Source organism: Simplicispira psychrophila DSM 11588 (assembly GCF_000688255.1).
GTDB lineage: Bacteria > Pseudomonadota > Gammaproteobacteria > Burkholderiales > Burkholderiaceae_C > Simplicispira > Simplicispira psychrophila.
The window spans coordinates 21,251-33,876 of record NZ_JHYS01000016.1 but is presented as its reverse complement, the minus strand read 5'-3'; the positions used below and the strand labels follow the sequence as shown (position 1 = coordinate 33,876).

The 12,626-nt window shown below is 63.3% G+C and carries 7 protein-coding genes and 1 tRNA gene; 6 read left to right on the top strand and 2 right to left on the bottom strand.

From position 1 onward, the window contains the following. Window positions 1–4 precede the first annotated feature (4 nt). The 6 genes from rplQ to Q390_RS0114195 all read left to right on the top strand — a co-directional run bounded on the left by rplQ (window position 5) and on the right by Q390_RS0114195 (window position 10,891). Window positions 5–400 carry a 50S ribosomal protein L17 gene (gene rplQ, locus Q390_RS0114220; protein ID WP_027996662.1) on the top strand — a complete coding sequence of 132 codons (396 nt, stop codon included), beginning with the start codon at window positions 5–7 and terminating at the stop codon, window positions 398–400. Window positions 401–424: 24 nt separating this feature from the next. Continuing rightward, window positions 425–501 (top strand) — tRNA-Met (locus Q390_RS0114215). Window positions 502–659: 158 nt separating this feature from the next. Continuing rightward, a complete protein-coding gene (gene recC / locus Q390_RS18630) occupies window positions 660–4,208 on the top strand; it encodes an exodeoxyribonuclease V subunit gamma (protein WP_051603269.1) in 3,549 nt (1,182 codons plus the stop codon). Further along, on the top strand, window positions 4,205–7,918 hold the full coding sequence (gene recB / locus Q390_RS0114205; protein WP_027996661.1) for an exodeoxyribonuclease V subunit beta: 3,714 nt from the start codon (window positions 4,205–4,207) through the stop codon (window positions 7,916–7,918). Before recC ends, recB begins: the two co-directional genes overlap by 4 nt. Beyond that, window positions 7,915–9,972 (top strand): exodeoxyribonuclease V subunit alpha, encoded by a 2,058-nt coding sequence (gene recD / locus Q390_RS0114200; protein ID WP_051603268.1) that lies wholly within the window; start codon window positions 7,915–7,917, stop codon window positions 9,970–9,972. The genes recB and recD overlap by 4 nt, the downstream gene beginning before the upstream one ends. 85 nt (window positions 9,973–10,057) lie before the next feature. Beyond that, complete coding sequence (locus tag Q390_RS0114195) at window positions 10,058–10,891, top strand: hypothetical protein (protein ID WP_027996659.1); 834 nt, start codon at window positions 10,058–10,060, stop codon at window positions 10,889–10,891. Window positions 10,892–10,903: 12 nt separating this feature from the next. On the opposite strand, the gene Q390_RS0114190 is transcribed toward Q390_RS0114195, so the two are convergent. Both Q390_RS0114190 and Q390_RS0114185 read right to left on the bottom strand, forming a co-directional pair. Continuing rightward, the gene (locus Q390_RS0114190; RefSeq protein ID WP_027996658.1) at window positions 10,904–11,365 is read right to left on the bottom strand and encodes a YiaA/YiaB family inner membrane protein; all 462 of its coding nucleotides are present in this window, start codon (window positions 11,363–11,365) and stop codon (window positions 10,904–10,906) included. A 27-nt stretch (window positions 11,366–11,392) separates the two neighbouring features. Next, window positions 11,393–12,613, bottom strand: a complete 1,221-nt coding sequence (locus tag Q390_RS0114185; RefSeq protein WP_156949912.1) for a toxic anion resistance protein — start codon at window positions 12,611–12,613, stop codon at window positions 11,393–11,395. Window positions 12,614–12,626 lie beyond the last annotated feature (13 nt).

Genomic DNA, 12,626 nt, shown 5'->3' with positions numbered 1-12,626 from the left:
CACCATGCGCCACGGACACGGCCTCCGCAAACTTAACCGCACCAGCTCGCACCGCCTTGCAATGCTGCAGAATATGATGAATTCGCTGCTGCAGCACGAAGCCATCAAGACCACCCTGCCTAAGGCTAAAGAACTGCGCCGCGTAGTTGAGCCGATGATTACCTTGGCCAAGGTGGACACCGTCGCCAACCGTCGCCTGGCATTCAACCGCCTGCGCGATCGCGACATGGTCACCAAGCTGTTCAACGACCTGGGTCCCCGTTTCAATACGCGTCCCGGTGGTTACACCCGCATCTTGAAGATGGGTTTCCGCGTTGGTGACAACGCTCCCATGGCTCTGGTCGAGTTGGTGGATCGCGGTACCGCCGCTGCAGAAGAAAATACTTCTACACAAGCCTAAAAATAGGTTATACTAAACACTTGCCGCGCGATGGAGCAGTCTGGTAGCTCGTTGGGCTCATAACCCAAAGGTCGGAGGTTCAAATCCTCCTCGCGCAACCAATTTAAAAATCCCACTTTTTAAGTGGGATTTTTTTTGGCTGTTTGATTTGTTCGGTCTACATCCAACATCTGCGCAGTTTTCTGGGTAAGACAGCGATACGTGCGCTATTGTGGCGAGTTACTTGCCTTCTCGCCGCATCCCCAGAAAGCCCGCTCCCGTGAACACTCTTTCTCTTCAACCGGGCCTGATTGCCCTGCACAGCAATCGTACCGAAGCGCTTGCGGACACCGTTTTTGCTTGGCTGCGAAAGCACCCACTGTCGCCCTTGGAAGAAGACATCGTCTTGGTGCAAAGCAACGGCGTGGCCGAGTGGTTCAAGATGGCGCTGGCGAGCCATGGCGGCGTGTGCGCGGCAGCCCGTGTCGAGTTGCCTGGACGCTTTTTGTGGCGCACCTACCGCCAAGTGCTGGGGCGTAGCGAGGTGCCGGCGCAGTCTCCCGTTGATAAAACCCCGCTGACCTGGCGCTTGATGCAGCTGTTGCCGGGGCTGCTGGAAGTGCCAGAATTTGCCCCAGTAGCCCGCTTTTTGCGCCCTGGTGGTGCCGACCGCTTGCTGCAACTGGCCAGCCGCTTGGCCGATTTGTTTGACCAATACCAAGTCTATCGGCCCGACTGGCTGGTGGATTGGTTTGCAGATCGCGATGTGCTGGCCGCACCCGGTCGGCCCGATTTGGTTGTGTCGCCCGATCAGCAATGGCAGCCGCTGTTGTGGCGCGCGGTGATGGAATCGCTGGACGAGCGCGAGCGCCGTACCATTCGCCCGCTGATTCACCAGCGGGCGCTGGAGGAACTGCGCCGTGGTGCCAAGCCGAACCAACCAGTGGCGCGGCGCGTGGTGCTGTTTGGCGCTTCACATGTGCCACTGCCGGTGCTGCAAATGCTGGCCGCGCTCGCCGGCCATACCCAGGTGCTGCTGGCGATTCCTAACCCGTGCCGCTTTCATTGGGCCGACATCATGGAAGGGCGCGACCTGCTGCGCCTAGAGCGCCGCCGCCAGCCGCTGCGCGCCGGGCGTGATTTGGTCGACTTGCCGCTGGAAGATATGCACGCCCACGCCCATCCGTTGCTGGCGGCGTGGGGTCGCCAAGGGCGCGATTTTGTCCGCCAACTGGATGAGTTTGATGACGCGGAGCAGGCACAGCAGCGCTTTGCCCTGCCGCGCGTAGATTTGTTTGATGAGGAGGACACGCCGGGCGCACCGCTGCTGCTGCAAGTGCAGCAACATATTCGCGACCTGCGGCCCTTGGCCGAACACCCCAAGCTCACAGCCGATGCGCTGGATCGCTCCATCGTGTTTCACCAAGCGCACAGCGCGCTTCGCGAAGTTGAGGTGCTGCACGACCAGTTGCTGGCCTTGCTGGCCAACCGATCGGCGGACAACCGGTTGCAGCCGCGCGATGTGGTGGTGATGGTGCCGAACATCGACACCATGGCACCAGCGATTCGCGCCGTGTTTGGCCAGTATGGCCGCCACGATAAGCGCTTCATTCCGTTTGATATCGCAGACTTGAGTGCGCGCGCCAGCAGTCCGCTGGTCAGTGCGCTGGAATGGTTGTTGCGCCTGCCGCAGCAGCGCTGCCGGCTCAGTGAATTGCGTGATTTGCTCGATGTGCCCGCCGTGGCCGCGCGCTTTGGTGTGGCACCCGATGCACTGGGGCGGCTGACACAGTGGATGGCTGGTGCCGGTATCCGCTGGGGCTTGAATGAAACCCAGCGCTCCGGTCTGGGGCTGTCGGCTTGCGGTGCGCAAAACACCAGCGCCTTTGGTCTGCGCCGGATGTTGCTCGGCTACGCCAGCGGCACTACGCCGTTTGCTGACTTGCAGCCGTATGGCGAAGTCGGCGGGCTGGAGGCTGAATTGGCTGGTGCCTTGGCCAGCTTGCTGCACCGCCTTGAGTTGTGGCGCGTGCAAGCCAGCGTGCCGGCCACACCTGCGCAATGGGCCGAGCGCGGCCGCGCGCTGTTGGCTGATTTGGTCGCGCCGACTGACGATGCTGATCGCGACACGTTGGCCGCGTTGGATGACGCTTTGACCCGTTGGCAAGAAGCCTGCGCACAAGCACAGTTTGATGAAGCGGTACCTCTGGCGGTAGCGCGCAAGGCGTGGCTAGACACGCTGGAAGAGCCAGCGTTGAGCCAGCGTTTTCGGGCTGGTGGCGTGACGTTTTGCACGCTGATGCCAATGCGCGCGATTCCGTTTGAGGTGGTGTGTCTGCTGGGCATGAACGATGGCGATTACCCGCGCCGCGCGCCGCGCAGCGACTTTGACCTGATGGGCTTGCCGGGCCAGCACCGCCCCGGCGACCGTTCGCGCCAGAGCGACGATCGCCAGCTGATGCTCGAAGCGCTGCTGTCGGCGCGGCGCGTGCTGTATGTCAGTTGGACGGGGCACAGCGTGCGCGACAACAGTGCACAGCCGCCGTCGGTGCTGGTGTCGCAACTGCGCGACTATTTGGCTGCGGGCTGGAGTGGCGAGGTGCTGGCACCGCGCACCACTGAACACCCGTTGCAACCGTTTAGCCGGCGCTATTTTGAAGGCACCCCCGGCCTGCAAACCTATGCACGCGAATGGCGCTCGGCGCACGCTGTGTCGGCATCTGTGGATGTGGCAGTCGTAGCAACAACCACCGCCGCTGCGCCCTTGACCGCGTGGACGCCCGATGTCAGCGTGCCGCTGACGGTGGACCAACTGGCGCGGTTTTTGCGTAATCCAGTCAAAACTTTTTTCCGCGAGCGGCTGGGCGTGGCGTTCGATGCGCGGGAAGAAGACCCGGCAGATGACGAATCCTTTGGCTTGGGCGGGCTGGAGGAATACGGCGTAGTGCAGACCTTGGTGGACGAGGTGTTGACCGATATGGCACAGCTGCACAGCGTCGATGCCGACACCCTCAGCGCTGAACTGGCGGCCTTGTTGAGCACGCGCCTGCACAACCTGCGCCGCGCCGGTCGGCTGCCGCTGGGCGGCTTTGCCGAGCGCACCCAAGCGCAGCTAGAAGCCATTTTGTTGCCGCTGCTACAGGCTTGGCAGCGCGTGCAAGCGCAGCACCCCACCGCCATGGCGCGGGTGCCGCTGCACTACAAAGAGGGCGCGGCCACTCCAGAGAATCTAAACCCGCTGCTGCAAGACTGGCTGGATCACCTGCGCGAAGGCACACAAGGCCCGGACGACGCCCCAGTGTGGCTGGAGTTAACCCCGTCCAAGCTGTTGCAAGACGCTAAAAAAGGCACGCTGCGCACCGATAAGCTGCTCACCGCTTGGGTGCGCAGTTTGGCGGCTGCCGCCAGTGACGTAGTGGTGCATGGCATTTTGGTGGGGCGCGATGCCACGCTGCGCATTACGCCGTTGGATGCTGACAGCGCCCAAGCTACGTTGGATGAGGTGCTGCGCGCGTGGCGCGAAGGTATGGCCGGGCCGTTGCCGTTGGCACTGCGCACCGGACTGGCATTGGTGACGGGCAAAGAAGCGGCGGCGGTGGTCGCTGCCGCTGCCTATGACGGCGGTTACCAGCGTGATGGCGACGTGGCCGAGCCTTGCTTGGGACGGATGTACCCCGACTTTGATGCGCTCACCGACGATGGCCGTTTTGAACGGCTGGCGCATACCCTTTGTGGGCCGCTGGCCGAATGGGCTAATACCCACGTACACGCCACGCCGCACGGCCTGAGCAGTTTAGACAGGGCCAGTGTTGAAGGAACCACCGTATGACGACACATTCTCCTAGCACCGCGTTGCAGGCCATTGATTTTCCGCTGTGGGGCAGTCGCCTGATTGAAGCCAGCGCCGGCACTGGCAAGACGTGGACGATTGCCGCGCTGTACCTGCGCTTGGTGCTCGGTCACGGCGGTGCCAACGCCTTTCCTCAGCCGCTGCGCCCGGCGGACATCTTGGTGATGACCTTTACCCGCGCCGCCACGCGCGAGTTGTCTGACCGCATTCGTGCGCGGCTGATAGAAGCCGCGCAGTGCTTTCGCGGTGAGAGGGCGGTGCCGGCGCAGGATGAATTTCTGGCCGACTTGCTGGCCGCCTACCCCGAAGGCATTGAGCGCCGCAGCGCCGCTTGGCGTTTGGCGATGGCGGCGGAAGGCATGGACGACGCGGCAGTGCACACCATCGACGCGTGGTGCCAGCGGATGTTGCGCGAACACGCTTTTGACAGCGGTTGCTTGTTTGACGAAGAACTCAGTGCTGACGAGCACGCCGTCCACACCGAAGCCGCACAAGACTACTGGCGCCAGCAGTGCTACCCCCTGCGCGGCGAAGCACTCGACGATGTGTTGAAGGTGTGGGGCAATGTCGCTGCCTTGGTGGATGATATGCACAAGCTGGCCGAGCAAACCCTACTGCCCGGCAGTGGCGCAGGCACGCTGGCTGAATGTGTGCAGCAGCATATGCAGGCCTACCGCGATGCTATCGCCGCGCTGAAAGTCGGTTGGGCGGCGCGCGCGCAAGCCATGCAAGACTGGCTGGATGCCCAAACTGCGCCCAAAGTGTGCGACTGGGACCGGCGCAAACTGGCATCACGCCACTACACCGGATGGCTCAATGACCTGTCTGCGTGGGCCCGCAGCGCTGACAGCCTGCCCCTTGATTTAACCGGCCCAGCGCAATGGCGGCTGGCCCCGGACGGTCTGCTGGAGGCACGCAAAGACGGTGCCGCCCCGATCACCCTACCCAGCGATTTCCAAGCCTTTGCCGACCTGCTTGCTGCGCAAAAAGCGCTGCCCGACCCCGCCACCGCACTGCGCTTGCACGCCGCCGCCCACGTCCAAGCGCGCCGGGTTGAACTGAAGCAGCACGCTGGCACCTTTGGCTTTCAAGACATGCTGGAGCGCCTCGACCAAGCGCTGGCCGGGCCGAACGGCGAACGCTTGCGCGCCCGCATGATTGCGCAGCACCCGGTGGCCCTGATTGACGAGTTTCAAGACACCTCGCCGCTGCAATACCGGCTGTTTGAACAGCTTTACCGCACCGCAGACAACGACCCGAGCACCGCGCTGCTGCTGATTGGCGACCCCAAGCAATCCATCTACGGTTTCCGTGGTGCCGACATTTACAGCTATTTGTCTGCGCGCCGCGCCACTGCCGGACGCCACTATGTGCTGGGCACCAACTACCGCTCGACCCAGGCGCTGGTGAATGCGGTTAACCACAGCTTTGTGCAGGCCGAAGCGCGCACCGGCGCCGGCGCTTTCCGCTTCCGCAGCGACGCCGCCCCCGCTGACAACCCATTGCCGTTCGTGGCCGTGGGTGCCAGTGGCCGCCCCGAGCACTTTCAGACCACTGACGGCCCGGTCGCCGCGCTGGCTGTGACGCACGATTTGGAGCTGCGCAGCGGCGAAGAGCACCGGCGCTTGTTTGCCGCGCTGTGCGCCGAGCGCATCAGCACCTGGCTGAACGACGACCAAGCCGGTTTTGCCGAATCGGGCCAGCCATTGCAACGTCTGCGCCCCGCCGACATTGCGGTGCTGGTACGCACTGGCAAAGAAGCCCAAGCCGTGCGCCGCGAATTGCGCCGGCGCGGCGTGGCCTCGGTGTATCTGTCGGACAAAGATTCGGTATTTGACAGCCGCGAGGCGCAAGACCTGCTGCACTGGCTGCACGCTGTGGCCGAGCCGCTGGATGTGCGCCGCGTGCGCGCTGGCTTGGCGACGTGCACCGTGGGTTTGTCGCTGGACGAGCTGCGGTGCTTGGCCACCGACGATGATGCGCTGGATGTGCGCAGCGAGCAATTGCGCGCCTTGCACCATGTCTGGCAAACGCAAGGCGTGTTGACCATGCTGCGCCAGACCTTGCACCAGTTGGATTTACCAGTGCGTTGGTTAAAGGAGCCGGACGGCGAACGCCGCTTAACCAATTTTTTGCACTTAGCCGAACTGCTGCAAGTGGCCAGCGCGCAACTGGAAGGTGAGCAAGCCTTGATCCGCTGGCTGGGCCAGCAATTGCAGGGCGAGCGCGGCGGTAGCGATGAGCAAATTGTTCGCCTCGAAAGCGATGCTGATTTGGTCAAAGTCGTCACCATCCACAAAAGCAAAGGGCTGGAATACCCGGTGGTGTGCCTGCCGTTCGCCTGCAGCTACCGCGCCGTGACGCGCCGCTACACCTCGTTTTTGAATTTGGCGGACGACAGCGGCCAGCGCCATTTGCACCTGACATTGACTGACGAGGCGTTGGAGCAGGCCGACTTGGAGCGCCAGCGCGAAGACCTGCGCCTGTTGTACGTCGCCCTGACGCGCGCGCGCCATGCGCTGTGGCTGGGGTTTGGTGCGCTCAAGGTCGGTAACGGCAAGGACTGCACTACGCACCACAGCGCCGCCGGTTACTGGCTGGGCGGAGCGCAGCCGTATAGCGCAGGCGGCTGGCTGGGGCCGCTGCAAGCGCTGGCTGAGGGCCGAAATGACATCGCTCTGCACGCGGTGGAACACGGTCTGCCCCGTGACGTACCGCTCACCAAACTGGCACAGCGCGCCGCGTCCGCGCCGCTGCACGAGCAGCCGGTCTATAGCGCCGAGTTTGAGCGCCGCTGGGGCATTGGCAGCTTCTCGCAATTGGTGCGCGGTGTCGGCCAGAGCGTGGCCAGCCACAGCGCCGTCGCCTTGCAGCGCTCGGGCGACGATGAGCGGGCGTTGGACAACCCCGTGGCTGTCTTGCCGACGCGCATAGCCGCCGCCATCAGCGCTGCGGTCTGGCACCAATTCAAGCGCGGCCCGGTGATTGGCAACTTTTTGCACGATCAAATGGAGTGGCTGGCGGGTGAAGGCTTTGCGTTGGCGGCCGACACTCCCTTGGCCGAGCGTCTGCGCCGCCGCTGCGAGCGCGGCGGCTACAGCGCCGAGGCCGACAGCGTTATCGAGTGGCTCAGTGCCGTGGTAGCAACACCGCTGCCCAGCTTGGGTACAGCGTTGGGTACGCCGCTGAATGCGCTCAAAAACGTCTTGCCCGAGATGGAGTTTTGGCTGCCCACCGGCCAGTTACCGGCCAGCGACGTCGATGCCCTGTGCTGTCAGCACCTGCTGATCGGCCACGAGCGCGCCGCGCTGCCCGAGCGCACTTTGCACGGGATGTTGATGGGTTTTGCCGACTTGGTGTTTGAGCACGAAGGGCGTTACTGGGTGCTGGATTACAAATCCAACCAGCTCGGCACTGAGGGCTCGGCCTACCACCTAGAAGCACTGGCGCAGGCCATGGCGGCGCACCGCTATGACGTGCAGGCTGCCCTGTACCTGCTGGCTTTGCATCGCTTGCTGCGCCAGCGCTTGGGTGATGCCTACGACCCGGCGCAGCATGTGGGCGGCGCGATTTACCTGTTCTTGCGCGGCATTGACGGCCCCGAAAGCGGCGTGTTCACCGTCGCACCCCCGCTGGAATTGTTGGACGCGCTAGACCAGTTGCTGGCGCGTGAGGAGCAGAGCGCATGAATACCGCCCTGAAAGATTTCGCCATGCCCACTACCGGCCCCATCAGCCCCGAGGACACCTTGGACATCCTGCGCGCGTGGAGCGAGGCCGGCTGGTTGCGCCGGCTCGACAGCGCACTGGCCGCCTTCATGGCCGAGCTGGACCCACACGCTGCGCCCGTCGTAATGGTCGCCACTGCCCTGCTGGCCCATATGGAAGGGCGCGGTCACAGTTGCCTGCTGCTGGCGCCGCTGCTGGCGCAACCCAGCGCCGTGCTGGGTTGGCCGGCCAAGGCGCTGGAGGAACTCGACGCGCTGTTGTCACGCTTGCCGCGCAAGCTGGCGCACTGGCACGCCGCGCTGCTGGCCAGCGGCGTGGTCGATGGCGACGAAGGCAACGAACCAGCTGACCAGCCCTTGGTGCTGCGCGGTAGTGCCGAGGCGCCCCGGCTGTACCTGCGCCGCTACTGGGGCTACGAATGCGCCGTAGCGCAGCAGATTGTGGCGCGCACTGCCACACCCGTACCGGTCGATGCCAGCAAGGTGCGCCCGTGGCTGGATCGCTTGTTTACCTCCGATGCGTCTACGGCATCCGTTACATCTGCCGCGCCTGACTGGCAAAAGCTGGCCTGTGCGCTGGCCCTGCGCGGACGCTTTTCTGTCATCACCGGCGGCCCCGGCACTGGCAAAACCTACACCGCCGCGCGTCTGCTGGCGCTGCTGTTCGCCGTCGATGTCCAACCCGAGCGCCTGCGCATTGCCCTCGCCGCGCCCACCGGCAAAGCGGCAGCACGGCTCAAGCAATCCATCGACACCGCGCTGGGTGAGCTGCGCACCCGCGTCGGCAGCAGTCTCGATTTGGACGCGCTGACCCAGCGCATGGGCGCGGCGCGCACGCTGCACTCGCTGCTGGGCGCACGCCCGGACACGCGCCAGTTTCGCTACCACGCGGGTCAGCCGCTGGACATTGACGTGCTCATCGTCGATGAAGCCTCGATGGTGCATTTAGAAATGATGGCCGCGCTGCTGGCTGCGCTGCCCGCGACGGCGCGGGTGGTGCTGCTGGGCGACAAAGACCAGCTGGCCTCGGTCGAAGCTGGCGCAGTGCTCGGTGATTTGTGCCGCGACGCGCAAGCTGGCCGCTACAGCGCCAGCACCGCCGCTTACGCGCTGGCCGCCACCGGCGAGACTATTCCCAAGAACTATCTGCAAAGCACCGGCACCACGCCGCCGTTGGCACAACACACGGTGATGCTGCGCGAAAGTCGGCGTTTTAGTGGTCCGATTGGCGAGCTGGCGCTGGTGGTCAACGACGGCAACGCACAAGCCGCCCAGCAACGCTTGGCCGACGACAGCAGCGGCGCGCTGGCTTGTTATGAAGGTGTCCATCCGGTGGCGGTAGTGCGGCTGGCGCTGCAAGGCCGCGCCGGTGCTCCCGGTGGCTACAGCGCTTACCTTGACTGCATGAGTGACCGCCCGGCGGCAGGTGATGCAGTCGCACATACGCAATGGGTACACCGCGTGCTGACTGCCTTTGACCGCTTTCGCCTGCTGTGCGCCGTGCGCGAAGGCGATTGGGGCGCTGCCGGCCTGAACCAAGCGGTGCAAGCCGCGTTGCAGCGCGACAAACGTTTGAGCGTGCGCGGTGAGTGGTACGTCGGCCGCCCGGTGATGGTCACGCGCAACGATCCGGCGCTGGGGGTGTTTAACGGCGACATTGGTATCACCCTGCCAGCTGCCGTGGCTCCCGATGCGACCGGAGCGGACGCCACCCAGCGCCTGCGCGTTTACTTTGCCGACGGCCCGCAACTGCGCTCGGTCGGCGTCGGGCGGCTGGCGCATGTCGAAACTGCGTTTGCCATGACGGTGCACAAAAGCCAAGGCTCCGAGTTTGAACACACCGTGCTGGTGCTGCCCGCCCACGCCGGCCCGGTACTCAGCCGCGAACTGGTCTACACCGGCATCACCCGCGCGCGCAAAGCGTTTACTTTGGTGGCAGCGCAACCGGGTTTGTTGGCCACGGCCGTGCAGCAGCGTACGCAGCGTGCCAGTGGCTTGCAGGATTTGTTGGGCTAAAAAAGCTCTATTTACTCCTAAATAAATAGCTGATAGCGCAGATATATAAAGGGCTAGAGGCTGATTTGACCTAAAAATCATCACAATGCACCCGCCAGAAGAAGACAGTCGCCTGATCTCGGGCGACGGCCCTGTCAACCGCCGCACTGCGCTGAAGCAACAGCACAGCGCACGGCAGGAGCGAGATCAGCGAGAGCCGCACGCAGCGTTGCAAGAGCGCATCGAGCGCATACACACCCGTAACCGGTTTGGCGTTTCGCTGGTGGATCACCTCTCGTCGTCGCGGGTGTCAGCACAAAAACCGGCGTCGGGCGCACAGATCGCTTTGGGCGTGCTGGCGGCTTGCGGCGGCATTGTGGCCTTGCTGGGGGCGATTCAATCGCTGATGCTGCTGGTGGTGGTCGGCATCGCCATTGCCGCGGGCAGCGCAGTCGGCTGGAAAATCCTCCACGACAAGGCCAGCGCCGCCAGCAGATTAGGGGCAGGCGCCATGCCGGCGCGGTTGTTTGACCCCGCCTCGCTGGCCGCCTTTGACACTGCACTAGAAAAAGCCGCTGCGGAGTTGGATGAAGCAAATGCTGTGCGCCTGCTGGCCATCAAAGAGGCGTTACAGCGCATCGGCCAGCAGACGGTGGTGCAGGACGAGCATTTCACCCTGGACGACCGGCTGTACCTGCGCGAATGCTTGCGCCGCTACGTGCCCGACAGCGTCGCGGCTTACCTGCGCGTGCCGGTGGCGCAGCGCGGCCAGCAGTTACTCAGCGACCAGCCCTGCGCGCAAGTCGCCTTGCGCCAGCAGCTTGATTTGTTGCTGGAAGAAATACGGCTGCGGGAAATCAAACTCAGCCGCAGTGCGGCCGAGCCATTGGCAAGTCAGCAGCGATTTTTGGACTCCAAGAAATCGCGCTTACCGCACTAAATCAGCGTCGGCTCAGGCCGCATCGCCTTCTGCAGCACTGCGCGCGCGCGCCGAGCGCTGCTCCAGCAAATCCGCCTCTTGCGCGTCGCGAATCGTCTTGGCCAAAGTGAAGGTGCTGCTGACCATGAACAGCCAGCTGACCAGCATGTAATATTTTTGCCACTGCTCGATATTCATGCGCCACAAGCCCCAGCCGGTCAACAACACAGCGGCGGCAAAGGCAATCCACACCGCAATCACCCACATCGAGGTATCGACCTGCCCATCGCGGTTGTCGCGCTGGGTTTTGGCCACGCTAAAGCTGGCAAACAGACAGAAAAACATACCGATGGCCAAAAAGGCCCGGTCCAAATCTTGTCCGGGCATATTCAGCACGCCGACCCCCGCACAGACGATGGCCAAAATAAACGACAGGCGAACTTGCAGGCGCCAAGCAGCGGTATCGCGCTGAACGATGTAACGACCAGTGGCCATGAGAATTACTCCTTAAAAACAATGAAATCAGAGCTTCACCGGCCCGCTCAACTGCGTGCTGGTGGCTTGGCGGGCCTGCTGCTGGCGCACCTTGTCGATGTACTGCTCGGCGCGTTGCAGCTCGGCAGAAATCATGGCGTTGTTCTGCCCCATCACCACGATGGCTTGTGAGCGGAAATTGTCCATCGCGTCCATCGCCTGAAAGGTCTGGTCAAACATCTCCTGGAGCTTTTCGATGCCGACCATCGGGTTTTGCGCAAACTGCGTTGTCTTTTCGACATGGGTATTGAGCTGGCGACCGCTCTCGGCAAGCAAGCCTTCGATGGTGGCGTTGACGCCTGACAGCATCTCCATCACCTTGATTTGGTTGCCGGTGGCGCGCGCCACGGTTTGCGCCACGGCCAGCGCGCTCATGCCGGTGGTGGCGACGCGCGAGCAGCCATTCATCATTTCGCGCCCGGTTTTCTTCAGCACATCCAGCGCCAAGTAGCCGTTGGTGCAGACCGCCTGCTGGGTCAGCATGTCTTGCAGGTTTTGTCGGGCATAAAACAGCACCTCTTGCTCCAATGCTTTTGCCCGCAAAGCATCGGTGGCGCGCAGCGCCTCGACTTGGGCCAACAGTTTGGTATCGAGCAATTCGGCAAAGCGCATCGCCCCGGCCAGTTTTTGCATCGCCTCCCACAGCTTGCCGCGCGTGGCTTCAATGTCCACCACATCGCGCTGAATGTCGTCGCGCGCGCCATACAGCTGCTCTATGCTGTTATTCAACTGCTCGCTCGCGCCTTGAAACTTGCGAAAGTAGTTTTGCAGGCGATTGCCAAACGGGATAAAGCCCAGCAGCTTTTGCGGCTGAAACAAATCACCTTGCTTGCCGGGGTTGAGGTCGTCCAGCTGGCGGCGCATCTCCTGTATCGCCTTGAAGGCCGAGCTGTCCTCGGTGCCGACAAAGTTGCGCTCCATCAGTCGGCCTTGCATCAGGCTGGCGGCAATCGACACCTCTGCGCGCCCCAAGGCAAACGCGCTGTCCAGCTTGGCGCGAAAGCCTTCGCTTTGGACGTCTTCCGTCAACAAGCCTGCAACGAATTTGTCCACCTGCTCTTCTACCGCCTGCGCCAGCTCTTGCGGCAAAGGAATCGCCGTTTTGGCGAAGTCATTGCTGACGGGCTGCACCACCTCGGGCGGTGTCAGCTGAAACCCGGCAGGAGCAGGGGCCGGCACGGGTGGCGCGATGGCATGGGTGTTTGTCATGGTGATTTCCTCC